Raw genomic sequence first — 18,938 nt, forward strand, 5'->3', positions numbered from 1 at the left:
ACGTTAACTTTTAGCCATTCCGAGGAATACGCCACCTAAAATGATGAGCACAATACCAATCGTAATTGAAATAAGCTGACGCTTTGTTTTCTTTTCTCCAAGTAAGAAGATACCGCCAAGCGTTGAAATAACAATTCCCATTTGTGATAATGAGAAGCTTGTTGCAACCCCTACTTTAGGTTGAGAAATAAATAAGAACATGTTACCAGCTGCCCAAATCAGCCCTGGAATAATGTTGCGAATTGCGTATTTATTAAACGGTTTGTGTTTATAAGTAAGTATAAGTCCACCAATTAACATACCAATAGCTTGTGGGAATAGCGCCGACCATCCGTCTACATTAAATAAACGAGCGACAACTACATACACTAAGTATCCAATTGTTGAAATAATAAGGGTAATAATCCCTTTTTTGAATTGTCCAGATTGCTCTGCATTTTTTTCACTTTCTAGTGATGTTAGCACGATACCAATAACAATAAAGATAAGAGCTAACACGCCTAAAATAACGGTTGTTGTTGTTGACCACTCGTGAAATACGATAACACCAAACAGTGATGTCGTCACAAGCTGCATACCAGTTGAAATTGGCATGGTTTTTGAAACACCAATATAATCAATCGTTTTCAACTGATTACTTTGCCCAACTGCCCAAAATAATCCTGAAACGATTCCGACAATAAAAATAAGCGGCGTCAATACGGGATGAACTACGAAGTAAATAACGGCTGAAAAGATCAGCGCACCAATTGTAGTCCCAAGCGTTTGACTGTAAGGACCTCCGCCCAATTTAACGTTGAACAGGACAATACTTCCCCAGAAAATCGCAGGAAGAATAGCCAAAAGGATATCCATTTGATACTAACCTTCTTTCTCAAACTCTTGATGTAATTGTAAATTTAAAGTACCTTTTATTTAACTAGGTAACTTTATGTAACCAATCTTAGACCTTTTTTCTTGATACGTCAACAATAATATGTCGATTTTGTGACTTTTTTTGAATACTTTACAATACAGCGTTTCCAAGCTACTGAAAGTTTTGAAAATAAAAAAAGATAGCCTTTTCATTATCCAAATGTTAGTATATAATAACATTACAGTGGTTACTTTTAATATCCTATATACAATAAAGCAGGTGACATCAATGAATGATTTTGATGAGTTATGTCCAAAAGTGTGGAAAACATTCGATATAATAGGAAAAAGATGGAACGGATTAATTATTTATGTCCTGATGAGCGGACCTAAACGCTTTAGTGAAATTCACAGCAGCATTCCTTCTTTAAGTAAACGAATGTTAACCGAACGAATGAAAGAGCTGGAAGAAGAAGGAATTGTGATCCGGCACGTTATTCCTGAACGTCCCGTTCGCATTGAATATATCTTAACTAAAAAAGGATCAGAGCTTGGTATGATCTTAGGGCCCGTCAGTAAGTGGGCAAAAACATGGATAAAATAAAAAAGCCTCCAGTGAGGCTTTTTTTACGTTTGATAGAGGATATAATTATTTTTCCCTTCTCTTTTTCCTTTGTATAACGCATCATCTGCATTTTTTAATAATAAAGCAGCCGATTCCCCGTCCTCTGGATAAATAGACACTCCGATGGTAGTTGTGGTGCGTAAACAATAGCCCCGTACATTCCAACTTTGCTGAAGAGATACATGAATCCGCCCAGCAATTTGTTCAATTTCCCGTCCATTTGTTACGTTTAAAATAATGATAAACTCGTCTCCGCCCAAACGATAAATGCGATCGCCTTTCCGTACACAGCTTTTTAATCTCTTCGTGTATGCTTTTAGAAATTCGTCGCCTATATGATGGCCATATTCATCGTTAATCTGCTTAAAATTATCACAGTCGAGAAACAAAAGCGCAAAAAACTCATCGCTTTTCCGCTGCCCGTTTTCAATTACTTTGTTTAACTCTTTTAATAACATCGCCCGGTTGGGAAGACCTGTTAAACTATCGTGAGTGGCTTCAAAATGAAGTTTATTTTCTAGCGCTTTTTGTTCAGTAATATCATTGTGAATGGATACATAATGAGTAATATTTCCGTCTATATCTTTTAACGGCACAATTGTTTTCGATACCCAGTATGACTGATGATGCTTCGTCTCCATTTCAAGCTGCCCTCGCCATACTTTTCCGTTTTTTATTGTTTCAAGCAGCTCATGGTGGTCATGATGAAGCTCTGCATCTCGATAATACTTCCCTACTAAATCTTCTTTTTCATAACCTGAATACTGTACATACATATCATTTACATAGGTAATAATTCCACTTGCATTTATAATCATAACGCTAGCTGATTCATCAAGCGCATATTTTATATTTTCAAGCTCTTTCAGCGTATAAGCCAGCTGTTCTTCTGCTTCTTTTTGAGGCGTAATATCGTGTAAGATTGCATAAGCCCCCACCGTTTGATTATTTACTTTAACAGGAATGGTGGTAATAAACACGTGCTGTGCGGAATGTTGACTTCTGCGGAATGTTAGTTCTGTACTATAGCTAATTTCTTCATATACATTCCAAGACTTGTAATTACAGGCTCCCAGTCTTTTAGCAATATCTCGGTAATTTTGATGCAGCACATCGCTTGCAGAAAGCTGCAGCGTTTCCAAGAATGCGCTGTTTATATTTAAAATCGTGCCGTTCAAATTCAGCATACAAACCGCGTGGTGGTGGTTTGTAAATAGCGATTTATACCACTGTTTGCTTTTTATGAGCTCCAATTCTAATCTTTTAATAGCTGTGATATCTCGGTAAATCACCGAATAGGCGACCAGTTGATTTTGATCATCATAAATCGGTGAACAGCTGACAGAGACACACACGCTTTCGCCGCTTTTTGTGTACCTGACTGTTTCATAAGGAGGCAGCGTCTTGCCATTTTTTAATTCTGCTATTAATTTAAGGTTTTCTTTTTCCTCTTTCTTTGACACGATGTTCATCTCTTGACGGCTTTTTCCTATAACTTCTTCTTTTCTCCACTGAAATAGCTTTTCAAATGCACCATTGACTGTTAAGACCTTCTCATCACAATCAGCAATTAAAATGGCGTCTACCGTATTTTCTAAAAACGCATCGAGTAAGCGCGTGCTCTCTTCCTGCGTTTTTTTATAATGAATTTCTTGAGCCATGACAAGGACATGTGAAGGGGTTGTCGCTTGATTAAAAAGAGGGGTAAATGTTACTTCATATGCATGCCGGTCGGGCTGAAAAAGCTGTATGTATTGATATTGAATCGGTTCTTTCGTGGCAATAGCTTTTTCACAAAGTGTGTAAAAAAGCAGATTTTCTTCTTTATTGATTATCTTGTCTTCCATTTTGTCAAAGAATTGCTGAGCTGCTTTGTTACATTCTTTATAATATAGCTGATGTTTTTCTTGCTGAATTAAAATAACAGGCTGCGGCATATTCATAAAATAAAATTGGAATACCCCTTCACTATACATACTAAATATCCTCCATCTGCCTTTGGAATTTCACTAAACGTCTTGTTTTGATATGCAATTCACTCATTCTACCAAGCCAACACATCTTCTTTATCCCTTAAAATATTTTAACAATCGCACAAAATCACATAATTTTATAAAAATTCAAGACATCTGCGTTGCATATAAGTCTAATTACCCGTTCTCATATTACGATAAATTATCTATTTAGTGAAGTGTATGGTTTAAGAGTTCAGCAGCCTTTCTCGTCTGAATAAACTGCGGTACTTATTATAAGTTAAGTAGGAAGAGATCGACTGCGGCGTGCCCAGTAAATAGCCCTGAGCAGCATGTAGGTTTAACGCAATCGCTGCGGCTAAATCTTTATCTCGTTCAACGCCTTCTAAAATGAGATTCGTATGCGGATAATAGTTAACAAGCAAATCAATCAGATCTTTCTTTTGCTTGCAGTCAGCTAGCCCTTCAGCATAGCTTCGATCCAGCTTCATGTAGTGAGGTTCGTACATGCTCACTTGTCTCATCGCTGCAGCCCCTGCTCCAAAATCATCAATCGCAATTTTGAAACCGGCCTCTTTCAAACTCATTACTCGGGCAAAAAGGGCAGGCGATTCCCATAAAATCTTTTCATGAAGCGTTTCATTTAACTCCCATACAATGCGATGCTTGGCGTTTTTATAGGTGTTCAACAGATACGTTAAAAACAGTTGAAAATGGGGATGGAGAAGAGTAGATGGAAACACATTGATAAATACATCCTCTGATTTCAACACATCAAACGGAAAGTGCTTGATCGCTCCTTCAATTGCCATCGTATCAAGCTTGTACAAATAATTATGGCGTCTTGCCAGTGAAAACAACTCTTCAATCTGCCCTTTTGCGAAAGCCGTGCGCAGCAAAGCCTCAAAACCAAGCGTCTCCCACGAATTCAACGCATAAATAGGCTGATATACAAACTGAAAGTCTTCATACGTCAGTTCCTTTAAAATATGAGCATCCATTCTTTCGTTTAATCACCTTTCATTTTCAATATACTATTTCTTCCATAACCTAAACTTATAAAAATATATCCTAAAAACAGATAATTGTCCATTAAAAGTAAGATATTCCATTAGGCGATTTAGGGGTTTTGAGACTTGCGGGGGGGCTTATGATAGCAACAAAGAAGTGTTTTAGAGACTTTTATGCTTTTGATAGACAGGCTGTAAAGGATGTTTCAAAAAAGAGCGGACTCAATCTCATCTAAAACAAACAAATTGGATAAAGGAGCTGGACTGCTTGTTACACGGCGGTTGATTTCCGTGCATGGCTTCGCTTTCCGCGGGCGGCCGCTGAGCCTCCTCGTCGCTTACGCTCCTGCGGGGTCTCACCTGTTCCACTTTTCCCGCAGGAGTCTTCGCCTTGCCCTCCAATCAACCCCTAGAAGCACCTAATATGTGAAATTTACGTTTACCATATACTTAGCACAATAACCTCTTATCATTAGTTTGTAATCATAGACAAATTGCTCGTACTGATAAATAGACGCTCGTTGGAAAATTAACGATAATAGCCCCTATAAAGCATTACAAAAAAAACATTATACCTACAGCTAATATACTAACAGCTAAAGCAAATCTTATAACTTTCTTCATTTAACTCGCTATCTCTTCTTCTCTATAAATCCCCTACTATTTCCCCTCGTTAAAATGAATATTTTTTAGCATTTTCAAAAACCATTTCTTTCTATCCATTTGATTTGTTTCTGTATTTTCTCCTACACTATCGTATATTAATTTGATTACCTTATCAGAGCTTTTATCTGCTACATATGCGACATAAAGGTTGGGTGGATTTCCTTTACTGTCATGTACTATATGTTGGTTAGTACCACGAAAATATGTATAGGCAGAATCATAATAAATTCTTGTATTAGAGGTTTCTAACTGTTTAGGTTTTTTACTGCCTAATTGTTCTTTAAATAAACTCTCTACATAAATTAATTCTGATTTTGTGTTGTTCTCCGAAAATTTAACATTGATAGCGTACGTTTGTTGATCATTTTCGTAGGGTTTAATATAAGCAGCTGACCAATTTTCATATGATTCGCCATTTCTAGTGTAATCCTCGCGGTATTTATGTAGAACTTGATACTCCTCTGGAAACCACATCGTATACTGTCCTGTCTTGGACTTAAACTCATAAAAACCATCAGCTGCTTTTTTATCTTTGTTTAAGAACTTGCGCGTAAAGTGATCATCAAAAGCTGGAACGTTAGGATAACGGCTTTCGTTTATGCCCCATATGCCGCCTATTAAAATTGCGGCTCCTACAATGACTAGAATAATAGTCTTCGTATGTTTTTTCATCCTCTTACATCTCCGTTGTTTGGCTTATTAAAATGGATGCTTTTACAAAGTTTTATAAACCACTCTTCTGTTATAGGCTCAGAGTTATCTGAACGCTCACCAATACTATCAAAAGATAGCTGAATAACTTTTTTAGAGTTTTTATCAGCTACATATGCTACATATGTATTAGGAGCATGCTTACTTTTATCATCTATAACGTATTTATCTGTCCCTCTAAAATAGATATAAGCTGATTGATAGTAGATTCGAACTTCATCTGTTTCTAGCTTTTCCGGTTTACTGACATTGAAGCGTCTCTTTAATAAACTTGATACGCTAAATTCTTCGTTTTCTTGTTTTCTCGCTTCTGAAAATGTAGCTTGTATATTGTTTATTTGGTTTTCACCTTCATACTTTTTAATAGACGAAGCCCTCCATCTTTCATAGAAATTACCGTCTCTTACATACTGTTGATTATTTTCATGCAACAGCTGGTCCTCCTCTGGAAACCACATCGTATACTGCCCTGTCTTGGACTTAAACTCATAAAACCCATCGTCCACTTTTTTATCTTTGTTCAAGAACTTACGTGTAAAGTGATCATCAAAAGCTGGGACATTTGGATAGCGGCTTTCGTTTATCATCCATATTCCACCTATTAAAATAGCTGCCCCTGTAATGATTGCGGGAAGGGTCTTCGTACGTTTTTTCATGGTCATACACTCCCTTTATTATTCTTTTGAAATAAACGGGACTTAATGTAAATTGTTCAACATATAAAAATCCCTCAGACCACTGTCTGAGGAATAGCAGTATCCCTTATGTTAATTCACTTTCATCCATTGATTCTTTATATCGAATTTCGTACTCTCTCTTATGCATATCTTTAACAGCATGCATAAAACTCATAATATGCTGAAATGCTCCAGTATCATACTGCTGAGCCCTTAGCGTATATCCCCGCTCAGCTGCTTCTAATTTACTTTTAACAGCATCAGCAAACTCACCCGTTTGGTTTTCTAAATAGCTTTTAGCATGCCAAAGCTTTTCATTCACTTCTTGATCCTTCTTAATTAACTCTTTAATCCTTTTTGCTTGCTCGTCCTTAAAGTCATCACTATCAAATTGGAACGTATATTTACCGCTCGTTGTTCCTGTGTGTGTAAAATCAAAATCAAACAATTAAATCCCCCCTACTACTTCTTTCATGCTTTTAATATCTGAAGCTACCGATTCGTCTGCTTCCATCATCTTCTCGAAATTTTGGAAGAACGCTTCAAGAAACTTTTGATAGTATGTAACTTCCTCTTGAATAGAAGAAATAATCTCTTCAACAGGGGTAAATACACTATCGTCTAGCGAATCAAACGTTTTGTCAAACGTCACTTTTTCAGCCACACGCTTTTGTCCAAACCAAGCGAGAGTAGCTTCGTCTTTATCTGCCTTTTCCATAAATGACTGGGGAGAAGCTTCTTCTCTGGATATTTTCATTTTTAATTTTTTCTTCTTAGCTTCGAAGACTTCGTTAATTTCACTATGTAAATACTGCTTTAGTGCATTTAAGTTTGCCTCTTTGTCTTTAATGGCATTAGCACAGTAATAAACAAACTTCTTCATTTGTTCATAATCCAGCAAGATTTCTTCCTGAGATCCTGAATCAAAAACCTGATAATACGTCTTCATAGCATTAGCTTCTGTGTATTTGACAACATAATTAATTCCGTGGAGTTTTGCTTGATCTCTTTGAGATATTCCTTTATAAACCTGTGAGAACCCCCCGGGACTAGTTAGTAAATTAACTCCACCTGCTGCACCTAGAGCAACTCCAGCTTTTATCTCACCTAAATGGAGAAAAGGATACTTTTTTATATGCTCAAGGTATTGCTCACTCTTATTAGGAAGGTCGAGTAACGTTTCCTGTTTTACATGATCATTTGCAAAGCCTAAGCCACCTAGTATCGTTTTCACTCCAAGATTATAGCGAAATTGGTCTATCATATACACTGGGTTCCATTTTGCTTCTTTCTGAAAAGGATATTTTCCAATGTTAATCATTTCTTCTGTATCTAAATCTCCAAGCATGGTTACTTTATTGCCTGCATACCAGCTGCCAGGAAACGATTGTGCATGCATTGGTTCACCTTTCACCCAAGTATGGCTGATAGCAGCTTTTTGTCTCTCATAGTAGATGTTGGCTAGTTCTGTTAGCCTTTTAGCAGATATTTTATTTTCTCTGCCTACTTGATGCTCCACGTACCTTGCAAAGGTCTGATCAAGCTCCACTAGTTGCTTTACATTAACAGGTGCATCATTTAGGCCCCTTACACCTGTAAAATTCTTCGTTATCAAGCTCAATGTTACTATAAGGTGGCCTCCCAAAGAATGCCCATCGCCATATCTTTTTACTTTCACATTAGAGCCTTTTAAATTTGCCTCTACTTTTTTATACATCTTTACTGCATCGTTAATCTGTGCATTATTTTTTCCAGCCCCAACACCTAAAGCATCATAAACAACATCTCCAAAGTCCTTAGACGGCTCAGTGCCTCTAAAAATATAATAGACTTCGTTAATATTTCTTTGTTTATCATAAAAATGAATAGCAGCTCCGTCAAATCCAGACTTTTTTCCAATCCCCATCTCTGAGCTACTATAAATTTCAAAATTAGGAATTTCTCTCCCTGTATGTTTTTTGTATATCTCTTTAATTTCTTTTTCTTTATTAGATAAGTTTTTATATTCAAGTTGAGTTATTTTATTTCTTAAACTATCATCTAAAATGCATTTATCATTCATGCTTCTTTCCCTCTTTAAAATGAATACTATTCAGTACTTTTACAAACCAATCTTTTTTGTCAGATTCCCTACCAACTTGATTATTTAGACTGTCATCGAACCATAATTCTATTACTTTACTAGAATTCTTATCTGCTACGTATGCTATATATGTATTGGGAGCATGTTTATTTTTATCATAGATAACATGTTCTTCTGTTCCCTTAAAATAAAGATATCCTGTATCAAAGTATATACGTGTATTAGCTGTTTCCCACTTTTGAGGATTATTTACTCCAAACTCATCTTTAAATAAACTCTCCACGTAAATAGATTCATCATCAGGATTGCTCTCTGATAACTTTACTTGTAAATAGTTCAACTGATTTTCTTCTTTATTCTTAACTGATGAAGCTTTCCATCTTTCATAAAAATCTCCATCCCTTACATACTGTTGCTCATTTTCATGTAACAACTGATACTCCTCCGGAAACCACATCGTATACTGCCCGGTCTTCGACTTAAATTCATAAAACCCATCGTCCACTTTTTTATCTTTGTTTAAGAATTCACGCGTAAAGTGATCATCAAAAGCAGGGACGTTTGGGTATCGGCTTTCGTTTATCATCCATATTCCTCCTATTAAAATAGCAGCTCCTGCAATGACTGCAATAATGGTCTTCGTACGTTTTTTCATTGTCGCACACCCTTTTAGTTATGTTATAACCTATGTTTTATACATGTTCGATACTATCATACTTATAATGGGAGAGTCATAAGCAGAACGAATCAAAGAACCATAATTAGGAAGTGGTTATTTTTTACTATCACTTACCCTTTCTTTTAAATAAATAATCGTTTCTTGTTTTATTATTGTTACCTTTATTAATGATTTCTCTCAATAAAGAAAACCCCACTTTCAAAAAAGTGAGGTTGATTACATAATATAAGCCATTTACTGAACGCTTCGCTCTTCTTGTGCCAGCACATCAATTTCAGCATCGATCTTTACGGTGTGGGTTTTTCCGTCAAGTCCAAGAATCACAATTTCGTATTGCTTGTTAGCAAGAACAACCGATTCGATAATGCCTTTATGCTGTCTTAAGGCGTATGCTTTTGCACGGCTTTTAGTTAAAGGAATCGTTTTTTCTTTCAAAATACTCCCGGTTTGGGCGTTAATTTTTACTTTATGCTCTTCTCCGTTTAACGTAAGGATGTCTACTATATAAATAGGAAGAGTGAGTATTTTACTCAGCGATATGGATTTGACAATGCCTTTGTATTCTTTTAATGCGAGAAGCTTTGCTTGTTCTTTCAACAAAAGTGATCGTTTTTCAGAAATCATTTGACGCCATCCTTTCTAGTTTATAAAACGGACTGCTGTTTCAATTTCTTAACGTACCATATCCTATGTATACGTCTACTAACTAGTATAGCGGGCTTGTCTTAAATTTCTCTTAATATTACATGAAAGATAGCTGAAGAAAGCTGTTATTCACTGAAAAAACTAGACCTGATTAGATCTAGCTTCTTATTGGTGAATGTGAATTCTACATCTTTTTCGTTTCGAATCGTTCTACGGCTCTCATTTGTTTGATTGATGGGGATTTGTGTACGCACATGCCCAGATGAACTTTTTGAAGCAAATAGGGATCAATGTAAAAACCATTTTGAAAGATGTTTTCTTTTTCCTGTTCGTCATGAAATTTGGAGCATCTTACACAGTAATACATATCATAACCTCCTTGCGGACTATTTTATAAACGGGGATAGTTTTGAATGGTATATTTACCTACATCCTATGGAAAAGAACAAAAGTCGTGCTTGTTTAGGGAAAATGTCCGGAAAGGAGAAGGCTTGTCCATGGGCTAAACCGCTGGCTTTTCAAAATGATTATTTAGAACATAAATCAGTTTAATCGTAACAAAAAAGCCTCTTTCAAAAAGAAAAGAGGCTTTTTTTATTACTTTGTTACGTTTGCGCTGTTTTGATGCCAGTTCCAAGCTGATGCGATAATTTTTTCTAATGAAATTTGCGCTTTCCAGCCTAATTCTTCGTGAATTTTATCAGAAGATGCAACTAGGCGTGCCGGATCTCCAGCGCGGCGGTCTGCCATTACAACATTCGCTTTTTTACCCGTTACTTTTTCACACGTTTCGATCACTTCTTTTACAGAGTAACCAAGGCCGTTTCCAAGATTGTACGTTGCTGTTTTCTTCGTGCCGTCTAACAGTGCTTGAAGCGCTGAAATGTGAGCATTTGCTAGGTCCGTTACGTGAATGTAGTCACGGATGCACGTTCCGTCTTCAGTATCGTAGTCTGAGCCGAATACAGAGATGTTTTCACGTTCACCAAGCAGGTGCTGAAGAATGATTGGTATTAAGTGCGTTTCAGGATCATGGCACTCGCCAATTTCCGCTGTTTCGTAAGCACCCGCTGCGTTGAAGTAACGAAGCACTACATATTCCATATCGTAAGCACTTGCAAAGTCAGCTAAAATCTGTTCAATCATTAACTTTGAACGTCCGTACGGGTTAATTGGGTTTGTTGCCGTATCTTCTGTAATAATATCTACAGAAGGGATCCCATATGTAGCAGCAGTAGATGAAAAAATAAACTTTTTCACATTGTGCTTCATCATCGTTTGTAAAAGGGTTAACGTCGCAGCTACGTTGTTTTGATAATATTTAAGAGGATCTGTTACTGACTCCCCTACTAAACTATTAGCAGCAAAATGCATGACAGCATCAATTTTATGATTTGTGAATACGCTTTCTAAATCTTTCTCATTACCTAGATTTCCTTCTACGAATACCGCTTTCTCATCGATTGCCCAGCGATGACCCGTTGATAGATTATCAAGTACCACAACTTCATTTGTTTTCACTAATTCTTTTACTAGGTGGCTTCCGATATAGCCTGCTCCTCCGATGACTAAAATCATACTGTCAGTCAGCTCCTTTTTATTAAGTGTCGCTACAGATATCGTACCCGTTTCTTTTCCATTTGTAAATATTTCATTTTTCAGTATATGATACCGCAGCTGTCTCTTTTAATTAGTATATCTACTAATTGTGAACTGAGTGTGAAGATATTCGTTTCTGCTCAAAAACCCGTGCGTGTAGGCAACGGGTTTTCTTCTTAGATTTGCTGAGGCACTTTCTTCATATCTTTTACTTTATTTTTTAATGGAAGCATCCCTTCAATATGACATTCAATACAGTCCCCGTCTTCAATAACAGCCGGTCCCGGCGTTCCGGTGAGGATGATGTCACCTGGATGCAGCGTCATGACTTTTGAGAAAAATGAAACACAGTATGCGATGTCGTAAATCATATTAGACACTGTATTTTCATGCTGCATGTCTCCATTTAGCAATGTGCGCACTTGAAGTGATTTTACGTTTGATATACTTTCTTTTGTGATAAATTCTGAGCCTATACTGCAAAATGTATCAAAGCTTTTCGCTCGCATTAAGTAACGATGATTCGCCGCATGAATATCAGCTGCGGTTACGTCAATTGCTGACGTATAACCAGCAATTACGTTTATGGCTTCATCTGGCTCTATATCCTTACACGTTTCGCCGATTACCACCGCTAGTTCCGCTTCAGCCGTTGTTTTGTAGGACCGCTTTGGAATACGAATGCTGTCATCTGGTCCAATAATGGCGGTTGCGGGTTTTAAAAAACTAACTGGATCAATGGCACGGTCGTAGTCTTTTAGTTTTTCTTCAGAAGCCGCATAATTAAATCCAATGCCTAATAATTTCGACGGATTACTAATGATAGGAGCTGTTTTTCTGCCCTGCAAGTGTAGTACGGGAAAAGAGCTGTTCATACCAAATTTATTATGGGCGTACCATGTTTCAAGGTGGCGAAGTTCTTTATATTGAATAAGATCCCAAATTGTTGTAGACCAGTTTGTTAAATATTTAGTATTGATATCTTCTATAAGCATAATGCTGTCATTATCTAAAATAGCTGCTTGTTCTTTCCCTTGCTCTATTATATTTACTAACTTCATGATACGCTCCTTACCGATGCTTGAATGATACGACCGCTGTTTTCTTTTACCCAATTTAATAATTTTTCATCTTGGTTGTATCCTGCAATAAAAGATAAACCGACTGGCAAACCGTCTAGTTCTCCTGCAGGTATCGTAACTTGGGGAAGACCGCTCAGGCCGGCAATACACGTCATTTGAAGTGTTCGCAATCTTCTGTTTTCTAATTCCAGTCCTTTTGCATCTTTTACAGGCGCGGGTCCTGGAGCTGTAGGAAGTACTAATATTCCTTCTTCTCCAAGCTGTGAGTACATAAGATAGCGAAGTTCACGACGCTTTTCTTCTATATAATTCATATTTAATAATGTAAGAGTGCTGGCCCATTGAAAGCGGCTTCCGATGTCTTCTCCAAAGGTTGGATTTTCTTTTTGAATCCACTCTCCGTGCGTTTGCCAGATTTCTTTTCCTTGCAGCAAACGGAAAGTTTCCATATATGTAGAAAAACCCTGAGGAGCAATCGCTATTTCTTCTATAGTAGAAAAAGACTCCATTACGTGGTTAATAGAGGGCGCAAGAGCTCGCATGCTTTGTTCATCCACAAGTTCCATCACATCTGTTGGTACATACAGCCGTGTAAATCCATTAGCACGCGACGCTGAATTCAATAAAACCGCTCCTACTTTTTGCAGAGTGTGGCCGTCTCTAGCCATTACACCAACTGTATCAAAGCTAGGAGCCAGTGGAATCAGACCGTTTGTAGAAATGCGTCCGTGAGAAGGACGATACCCGAAAATACCGCAGTAGCTTGAAGGAATTCGAACCGATCCTCCCGTATCTGTTCCAATCGCAAAATCAGTTATTCCCGCTGCGACAGCAACCGCTGATCCGCTTGAAGAACCTCCCGGAATTCGATCTGCGCTTTTTGGGTTTACCGGTGTTCCGTAATGCGCGTTTTCTCCATTTAATCCGTACATAAGCTCGTCAGTATGCGTAACTCCCTTTAGCGCAGCTCCTTCTTTTAAAAGAGCAGCTACTACGTCTGCATGTTCACTTGCAGGCTGATGCGTGGCGAGCCAATCTGGATTTCCCGCACTTGATATATGTCCTTGTACATCAAATACGTCTTTTAACGCAAAACTCAAGTTATTTAACATTCCCGTTCCCGTTGGAGGTACGTAAAGATCACTGTCTACAAATGCGTTCCACGTATCTTTCATTCAACCATCTCCTCGTTTCTTATATCTGTTTAGAATATAAAATTTGGAATAAGCTGGTCAATGAATGTGTCAGGTCTGTTAACATTAATATTATGTAAATTTCCCAGCTTCTCTTTTCCTAGAGAAACTAGCCGTTTTATTTCCCTTTTAGCACGTTTGCGAGTAAAGTAGAAACATATCATTTTACGAAAAGGACTATCGCGATGGAACAATCTACTACGCTTTTCTTATTTATTTTATTAGCTTTTGTGCTAACAAGAGGCATTCCATTTATAGGTTCATTTGCTCCTAGCATTAATCAGCTGCTTCGGCATATTGGACGTTATTTTTCAAATTTAAATACGATGTTTCATGAAGATGGCCACGCGTTAATGGGGCTTATTGTCGGAAAAGGCGTCAATCGCATTGAGCTGTATACCAATAATGAAGGCGTAGCTGTGACTGCCACCTACGCGGGATCCCGTGGATGGCTGCCGCGCGTCATTATTGCTTTAGCCGGCTACCCGTTCAGCTCAGCAATGGCTTATTTGTTTTTCTACCTGCTCGTTCACCATCACTACGACTGGCTTTTTTACGGGTTAGGAAGTGTGGTTGTTATTAATTTACTGCTTTGGGTACGTAACGGATACGGAATTGTATGGCTTTTTTCTATCGGTTTGATCCTCGGAGGTATTTATTATTTACAAGACCCACAGCTTACGCGCTACAGCATGATGTTTGTTGGTGCGCTGTTACTTGTAGAATCTCTATTTTCTGCCTTTATTATTTTTGTGTTAAGCATCAAATATCCACACGATGCAGGTGACGCTACGAGTTTAAAGCAGCTTACCCATCTTTCAGCACGCTTTTGGGGTTTTTTATTTTTCGCACAGGCCGTGTATGTGGCTTATTTGATTTTTCAACTGATTTATTAAAGACAAAATTCTATGATTTCTTAAGAAAAATTTGGGGATTTTATAATTTAAAGGAATAATTTACTTTTATGCACTAAATAATGGTTTACGAGTTCCCTTAATGAGGTATATATTGGGTACTATGAAGTCGTAAAGAGGTGTAGGATACTTGTCATTATTTTTAAAGTGGAAGCAAAAGAAGCATGAAAAAGAAGTAGAGCGTGTTCTTGAGGAATCAATCTCAAAAAGAAAAGACTACTGGAACACAATTGGACATGTAGACGGAGACGTATTAACTCATTTGTTAAATCCCATGTTTTTTGGCGGGCCTGCTTGGCCATCTGGACGTCAAACATTTATTCGCGTTCAAAAAACAGAGACGGTTATTCTCGCAAGTGACGGCTTGTCCGATCCGTTTCAATCCCCCGAAGAAAAGAGCCGAGAGCAAGGAAAAGGTTTAGAATTCTATATCGAATGCGATGATGAATCTCTGCGCGGACCTGTATCTGATATTCAGGATCACTGGGCATTTGACCTTCTTTATCAAATGAGTCAAAATGCTGCCGCTCATCCTAATATGCTAGAACTATTCATGAAGCACGATATTCTTTCAATTGAATTTACTGATTTGGACGTACCGTCTCATTTTGTAAATGAAAATGGAGAAATTGGTGTATTGCTAGGCGTTCAGTCTCCTTCTGTTTCAGCTAGCCTCTCTTTACCTTACGAATCTATTAAACTGATTAGCATGAAGCTTCTTACACCAAACGAATTAGAGTATGTACGCGAACAAGGAGCGCAAGGACGCAGACAGCTTGCTGAAACATTTCAGCTGTCAAAAAGTTATCATATTACCATGACTAAAAGAGAATCTCTTATTTAGAAGAGGTTCTTTTTTTATTTCTGCTATTGAAATAGAGCCCTGTAGAATATACTCCTTATTTACATGTAACTCAAGTTCACATACTTTTTTAAAGCTGCTTTTCATATGAGCGTACTATTTTTGATTCATGGTATATTTTGCTATAGTAAAAAAGAAGATATAAAAAAGGAGATGGACGTTAGACATGGCAGAAAAAGTACAGATTGGAAAATCCGAATTATATGTTAATCCTATTGGACTTGGAACAAACGCTGTAGGAGGACATAACTTATATCCTAACCTAAACGAAGAAGTCGGCAAAGACCTTGTTCATAAGGCGCTAGATAATGGCATAAACCTCCTTGATACAGCGTTCATTTATGGTCCAAAACGTTCTGAAGAACTAATTGGCGAAGTGCTAAAAGAACGTGGAAATCGTGAAGAAGCGGTTATCGCCACAAAAGGAGCACATAAAATTGTTGGAGATGAGGTACTGCTAGACAACTCTCCTGCATTTTTAAAACAGTCAGTTGAAGATAGCTTAAAACGCCTTCAAACAGATTATATCGATTTGTATTATATTCATTTCCCAGACAAAAACACACCAAAAGACGAAGCGGTTGGTGCGTTAAAAGAATTAAAAGATGAAGGTAAGATCCGTTCTATTGGCGTATCAAACTTCTCGTTAGATCAGTTAAAAGAAGCAAATAAAGATGGTTATGTAGACGTGGTGCAAGGCCAATATAACTTAATTCAGCGAGAAGCAGAAAACGATATTTTACCTTATACGGCTGCAAACCGCATTTCATTTATTCCGTACTTCCCGCTAGCTGCTGGTTTACTTGCTGGGAAATACAATAAAAACACAAAGTTTAATGACCTGCGCGAAGATATGCCTCATTTTATCGGGGAAGCATTTCAGCAAAACCTAGAAAAAGTAGAGCGTCTTCGTCAAATCTCTAGCGCAAAAGGCGTAGAAGTAGCTCATCTTGTTCTGGCTTGGTACTTAACGCGTGATTCAATTGATGTGTTAATTCCAGGGGCAAAACGCGCTGAACAAGTACTTGATAACTTAAAAACATTAGATGTTCAGCTCACTTCTTCCGAAATTAAAGACATTGATCATATTTTTAAATAATATAAAAAGAGCTTTGCCATAGGTAAAGCTCTTTTTTCTATACAATTCCGCTGGCTAATAGAACAAAAGCCGTAAAGAAGAATCCCATCTGTACAAAGCTTGTTACGTATTCTTTTGTTTCTTGTTTATATTTCCATTCATCTATACTTTTCAGCAAAATATTCACGACTAAGAATAGGAAAGATACGATATAAGGCTCTACAACCATAAAAATCATATCCAATATGAGAAAAAGAACAAAAGCTACCATTACATATTTGTCCCAATGTTCTAAAGCTAGACTTTCATACTCATATTTGCCCCAAAATTTGCTGCGAGGTCTATCAAGCACTTTTCTTAAAATAAAATCTACTACGACTGCTGCTACTAGCATGATTAATATATACATCGTCATCTCTCCTTCCTTTTTATGGTATCATTTCAGCTCGTTTCTGTTAAGGTCTCAGCTACAAAGTGCTTAAACTGCTTTATTTCTTCTGTTTCGCCTTTTGTTACGATATACGTGTGTGAAGAAGGCTGAATAATTTTTTGCTGTGAAATTACGCTTAACGTTTGATTTTCAACTTCCTTTTTCACCATAGAAAATGGCAAATAAGATACGCCTAAACCTTCTTCAATAAAACGCTTTGTAATTTCTACTTGCGTCACAGGAAGCAGCTGAATGTGAGGATAACAAGCCTTGAGTTGAAGGAGTAAATCTTCCCAATAAACAGGATGATTATTCGTAAGCAGCCGGTAGGAAGATAACAGCTCCTGTTCCGTACGTGCTCCTACAGAAAACGGGGCGACTAAGACTGCTTTTTCTTTATGAATTAACTCATAAAAAACGTCTGCCTGACCCGGAAGCATCCTTGTTAATCCAACATCTGATTTTCTGTCGCTGATGTCTTTTCCCACTTGAAACGAATTTGTGATATTAACCGTGACTTCAATATGGGGATATCTCTCTACAAATTGTTTGATTAGACTCGGCAAAACCGATGCTGCTATTTGAGGAGCAGCGGATATAGTCAACTTTCGGTTATATCCTTGCTTCCATAGCTTAAAATCCCCTACTCCTTCCTCATATGCTCTCACCATTTTTTGAGCATGAGGCAAAAAAAAGCGTCCTGCCTCAGTCAGCGCGATATATTTACCTTTTTTTTCAAAAAGCTCATCTCCTAATTCTTGCTGCAGTCGCTGAATATGCTTTGATACAGCAGGCTGCGTTAAAAATAAATCTTCAGACGCTTGTCTGAAATTTTCATAAGAAGCCGCTACGATGAATGTTTTTAGCCATTTGATCTCCATTTTCTTCTCTCCATCTCTTTCTATTCATAACAAACTGGAATCAATACTGCTTATTTTTGTTTATTTTCTTTTCTATCAAACTTCTATACGATATATGTATCTCCATATTACCAAATAAAGGAGCTGTAAAAATGAAAAATAACGTTAAAGAAAAATTTAATGCTCATGCTTCTCAGTATGATGAGCAGCGCCGCAAACTCATTCCTTGTTTTTTTGATTTTTATTCTATTCCCGTTTCGCTTCTTCACTTTTCAAAAAAGCCGCTTCGCATACTTGATATCGGAGCAGGTACAGGCTTGTTTTCTTCTTTTGTTAAAGAAAAGTACCCAGATGCGCATTTCACGTTGATTGACGTCTCAGATCAAATGCTTGAAAAAGCATGGGAACGCTTTAAAAATGAACAGCATATAGAATTTATCGTATCAGATATAACAAGCTACAAATTTGAGCACTCATTTGACATTGTGATTTCTTCACTTGCTATCCATCATTTAGAAGACAAACAAAAACAAAAGCTATATGAACAAATTTATGATTTGCTGCATACAGGAGGAATATTTATTAATGCCGATCAAGTATTAGGCCATTCTTCTATTATTGAAGAGTTATATAAAAAAGATTGGAGCGAACGAATTGCCGCAAGCGGATTAACTCATGAGCAAATTGAGGCTGCTCATGAACGTACGAAGTTAGATAAAATGGCAACCCTACATGATCAGTTAAATTGGTTAACAGCAAGCGGGTTCAGCGCAGTGGATTGCATTTATAAATTTTTTAATTTTGTTGTAATGTATGCTCAAAAATAACGGTTTAAAAACTACTTGTCTTGAACTGAACCCAAAAAGTTAGACACATTATTTAGGCAGCTAATGAGGATTGAATTCTGTATTCTACAGGGGTCAATCCTTTTAATTTTTCTTTTATTCGTAGATGGTTGTAATAGAGGATATAGGCCTCTAATTCCTGTTTGAACTG

At 37.3% G+C, this 18,938-nt stretch carries 22 protein-coding genes; 5 read left to right on the forward strand and 17 right to left on the reverse strand.

Features of this window, described 5'->3' with window-relative positions; all coding sequences use genetic code 11:
* Window positions 1-3: 3 nt before the first annotated feature.
* Window positions 4-855, reverse strand: a complete 852-nt coding sequence (locus tag AC1DEF_RS18200) for a RhaT/GlcU family sugar-proton symporter (RefSeq protein WP_025749619.1) — start codon at window positions 853-855, stop codon at window positions 4-6.
* A 289-nt stretch (window positions 856-1,144) separates the two neighbouring features.
* Between AC1DEF_RS18200 and AC1DEF_RS18205 the strand changes: the two genes are divergently transcribed.
* Window positions 1,145-1,459, forward strand: a complete 315-nt coding sequence (locus AC1DEF_RS18205) for a winged helix-turn-helix transcriptional regulator (RefSeq protein ID WP_028407725.1) — start codon at window positions 1,145-1,147, stop codon at window positions 1,457-1,459.
* A 23-nt stretch (window positions 1,460-1,482) separates the two neighbouring features.
* Here AC1DEF_RS18205 and AC1DEF_RS18210 read toward each other — a convergent pair whose 3' ends face one another.
* The 13 genes from AC1DEF_RS18210 to AC1DEF_RS18270 all read right to left on the reverse strand — a co-directional run bounded on the left by AC1DEF_RS18210 (window position 1,483) and on the right by AC1DEF_RS18270 (window position 13,780).
* Window positions 1,483-3,456 (reverse strand): sensor domain-containing diguanylate cyclase, encoded by a 1,974-nt coding sequence (locus tag AC1DEF_RS18210; RefSeq protein WP_097824162.1) that lies wholly within the window; start codon window positions 3,454-3,456, stop codon window positions 1,483-1,485.
* A 224-nt stretch (window positions 3,457-3,680) separates the two neighbouring features.
* Window positions 3,681-4,454, reverse strand: a complete 774-nt coding sequence (locus AC1DEF_RS18215) for an EAL domain-containing protein (protein WP_097824163.1) — start codon at window positions 4,452-4,454, stop codon at window positions 3,681-3,683.
* Window positions 4,455-4,734: 280 nt separating this feature from the next.
* Entirely contained in the window at window positions 4,735-4,869 is a 135-nt protein-coding gene (locus AC1DEF_RS18220; protein ID WP_255255738.1) for a hypothetical protein, read from the reverse strand.
* A gap of 254 nt (window positions 4,870-5,123) precedes the next feature.
* Window positions 5,124-5,801, reverse strand: coding sequence for a hypothetical protein (locus AC1DEF_RS18225; RefSeq protein WP_097824164.1), 678 nt, complete (start codon window positions 5,799-5,801; stop codon window positions 5,124-5,126).
* Window positions 5,798-6,496 (reverse strand): hypothetical protein, encoded by a 699-nt coding sequence (locus AC1DEF_RS18230; protein ID WP_013055752.1) that lies wholly within the window; start codon window positions 6,494-6,496, stop codon window positions 5,798-5,800. The genes AC1DEF_RS18225 and AC1DEF_RS18230 overlap by 4 nt, the downstream gene beginning before the upstream one ends.
* A gap of 106 nt (window positions 6,497-6,602) precedes the next feature.
* The gene (locus AC1DEF_RS18235) at window positions 6,603-6,965 is read right to left on the reverse strand and encodes a hypothetical protein (protein ID WP_097824165.1); all 363 of its coding nucleotides are present in this window, start codon (window positions 6,963-6,965) and stop codon (window positions 6,603-6,605) included.
* Window positions 6,966-8,579 carry a DUF6792 domain-containing protein gene (locus tag AC1DEF_RS18240; RefSeq protein WP_013055750.1) on the reverse strand — a complete coding sequence of 538 codons (1,614 nt, stop codon included), beginning with the start codon at window positions 8,577-8,579 and terminating at the stop codon, window positions 6,966-6,968.
* A complete protein-coding gene (locus tag AC1DEF_RS18245; RefSeq protein ID WP_013055749.1) occupies window positions 8,572-9,255 on the reverse strand; it encodes a hypothetical protein in 684 nt (227 codons plus the stop codon). The genes AC1DEF_RS18240 and AC1DEF_RS18245 overlap by 8 nt, the downstream gene beginning before the upstream one ends.
* Before the next feature lie 258 nt (window positions 9,256-9,513).
* Complete coding sequence (locus AC1DEF_RS18250) at window positions 9,514-9,903, reverse strand: PepSY domain-containing protein (protein WP_097824166.1); 390 nt, start codon at window positions 9,901-9,903, stop codon at window positions 9,514-9,516.
* Window positions 9,904-10,108: 205 nt separating this feature from the next.
* Entirely contained in the window at window positions 10,109-10,291 is a 183-nt protein-coding gene (locus AC1DEF_RS18255; protein WP_013055747.1) for a DUF3973 domain-containing protein, read from the reverse strand.
* A 230-nt stretch (window positions 10,292-10,521) separates the two neighbouring features.
* The gene (gene galE, locus AC1DEF_RS18260; RefSeq protein ID WP_097824167.1) at window positions 10,522-11,502 is read right to left on the reverse strand and encodes a UDP-glucose 4-epimerase GalE; all 981 of its coding nucleotides are present in this window, start codon (window positions 11,500-11,502) and stop codon (window positions 10,522-10,524) included.
* Window positions 11,503-11,699: 197 nt separating this feature from the next.
* On the reverse strand, window positions 11,700-12,584 hold the full coding sequence (locus AC1DEF_RS18265; protein ID WP_097824168.1) for a fumarylacetoacetate hydrolase family protein: 885 nt from the start codon (window positions 12,582-12,584) through the stop codon (window positions 11,700-11,702).
* On the reverse strand, window positions 12,581-13,780 hold the full coding sequence (locus tag AC1DEF_RS18270) for an amidase (protein WP_097824169.1): 1,200 nt from the start codon (window positions 13,778-13,780) through the stop codon (window positions 12,581-12,583). The genes AC1DEF_RS18265 and AC1DEF_RS18270 overlap by 4 nt, the downstream gene beginning before the upstream one ends.
* A 203-nt stretch (window positions 13,781-13,983) precedes the next feature.
* Between AC1DEF_RS18270 and AC1DEF_RS18275 the strand changes: the two genes are divergently transcribed.
* From AC1DEF_RS18275 to AC1DEF_RS18285, 3 genes are all read left to right on the forward strand, one after another.
* Complete coding sequence (locus AC1DEF_RS18275; protein WP_034653933.1) at window positions 13,984-14,694, forward strand: M50 family metallopeptidase; 711 nt, start codon at window positions 13,984-13,986, stop codon at window positions 14,692-14,694.
* A gap of 148 nt (window positions 14,695-14,842) precedes the next feature.
* The gene (locus AC1DEF_RS18280; RefSeq protein WP_097824170.1) at window positions 14,843-15,556 is read left to right on the forward strand and encodes a suppressor of fused domain protein; all 714 of its coding nucleotides are present in this window, start codon (window positions 14,843-14,845) and stop codon (window positions 15,554-15,556) included.
* A gap of 184 nt (window positions 15,557-15,740) precedes the next feature.
* Window positions 15,741-16,673: an aldo/keto reductase gene (locus AC1DEF_RS18285; RefSeq protein WP_097824171.1), complete on the forward strand. Its 933-nt coding sequence runs from the start codon at window positions 15,741-15,743 to the stop codon at window positions 16,671-16,673.
* Between the two features lie 37 nt (window positions 16,674-16,710).
* On the opposite strand, the gene AC1DEF_RS18290 is transcribed toward AC1DEF_RS18285, so the two are convergent.
* On the reverse strand, window positions 16,711-17,061 hold the full coding sequence (locus tag AC1DEF_RS18290; protein WP_477727512.1) for a DUF4181 domain-containing protein: 351 nt from the start codon (window positions 17,059-17,061) through the stop codon (window positions 16,711-16,713).
* 32 nt (window positions 17,062-17,093) lie between these two features.
* Entirely contained in the window at window positions 17,094-17,963 is an 870-nt protein-coding gene (locus tag AC1DEF_RS18295) for a LysR family transcriptional regulator (protein WP_097824173.1), read from the reverse strand.
* 131 nt (window positions 17,964-18,094) lie between these two features.
* On the opposite strand from AC1DEF_RS18295, the gene AC1DEF_RS18300 reads away from it, so the two are divergent.
* The gene (locus AC1DEF_RS18300; protein ID WP_097824174.1) at window positions 18,095-18,769 is read left to right on the forward strand and encodes a class I SAM-dependent methyltransferase; all 675 of its coding nucleotides are present in this window, start codon (window positions 18,095-18,097) and stop codon (window positions 18,767-18,769) included.
* 52 nt (window positions 18,770-18,821) lie between these two features.
* On the opposite strand, the gene AC1DEF_RS18305 is transcribed toward AC1DEF_RS18300, so the two are convergent.
* A partial coding sequence (locus AC1DEF_RS18305; RefSeq protein ID WP_477727317.1) for an IS3 family transposase occupies window positions 18,822-18,938 on the reverse strand: 117 nt, incomplete at its 5' end.

The sequence above is a fragment of the Priestia sp. 10L35 genome (assembly GCF_056395685.1).

Bases quoted from the DNA above. Each gene is read 5' to 3' on its own strand.
- AC1DEF_RS18200 (WP_025749619.1), bottom strand. From the start codon at position 855: ATGGATATCCTTTTGGCTATTCTTCCTGCGATTTTCTGGGGAAGTATT.
- AC1DEF_RS18205 (WP_028407725.1), top strand. From the start codon at position 1,145: ATGAATGATTTTGATGAGTTATGTCCAAAAGTGTGGAAAACATTCGAT.
- AC1DEF_RS18210 (WP_097824162.1), bottom strand. From the start codon at position 3,456: ATGTATAGTGAAGGGGTATTCCAATTTTATTTTATGAATATGCCGCAG.
- AC1DEF_RS18215 (WP_097824163.1), bottom strand. From the start codon at position 4,454: ATGGATGCTCATATTTTAAAGGAACTGACGTATGAAGACTTTCAGTTT.
- AC1DEF_RS18225 (WP_097824164.1), bottom strand. From the start codon at position 5,801: ATGAAAAAACATACGAAGACTATTATTCTAGTCATTGTAGGAGCCGCA.
- AC1DEF_RS18230 (WP_013055752.1), bottom strand. From the start codon at position 6,496: ATGAAAAAACGTACGAAGACCCTTCCCGCAATCATTACAGGGGCAGCT.
- AC1DEF_RS18240 (WP_013055750.1), bottom strand. From the start codon at position 8,579: ATGAATGATAAATGCATTTTAGATGATAGTTTAAGAAATAAAATAACT.
- AC1DEF_RS18245 (WP_013055749.1), bottom strand. From the start codon at position 9,255: ATGAAAAAACGTACGAAGACCATTATTGCAGTCATTGCAGGAGCTGCT.
- AC1DEF_RS18250 (WP_097824166.1), bottom strand. From the start codon at position 9,903: ATGATTTCTGAAAAACGATCACTTTTGTTGAAAGAACAAGCAAAGCTT.
- AC1DEF_RS18255 (WP_013055747.1), bottom strand. From the start codon at position 10,291: ATGTATTACTGTGTAAGATGCTCCAAATTTCATGACGAACAGGAAAAA.
- galE (WP_097824167.1), bottom strand. From the start codon at position 11,502: ATGATTTTAGTCATCGGAGGAGCAGGCTATATCGGAAGCCACCTAGTA.
- AC1DEF_RS18265 (WP_097824168.1), bottom strand. From the start codon at position 12,584: ATGAAGTTAGTAAATATAATAGAGCAAGGGAAAGAACAAGCAGCTATT.
- AC1DEF_RS18270 (WP_097824169.1), bottom strand. From the start codon at position 13,780: ATGAAAGATACGTGGAACGCATTTGTAGACAGTGATCTTTACGTACCT.
- AC1DEF_RS18275 (WP_034653933.1), top strand. From the start codon at position 13,984: ATGGAACAATCTACTACGCTTTTCTTATTTATTTTATTAGCTTTTGTG.
- AC1DEF_RS18285 (WP_097824171.1), top strand. From the start codon at position 15,741: ATGGCAGAAAAAGTACAGATTGGAAAATCCGAATTATATGTTAATCCT.
- AC1DEF_RS18290 (WP_477727512.1), bottom strand. From the start codon at position 17,061: ATGTATATATTAATCATGCTAGTAGCAGCAGTCGTAGTAGATTTTATT.
- AC1DEF_RS18295 (WP_097824173.1), bottom strand. From the start codon at position 17,963: ATGGAGATCAAATGGCTAAAAACATTCATCGTAGCGGCTTCTTATGAA.
- AC1DEF_RS18300 (WP_097824174.1), top strand. From the start codon at position 18,095: ATGAAAAATAACGTTAAAGAAAAATTTAATGCTCATGCTTCTCAGTAT.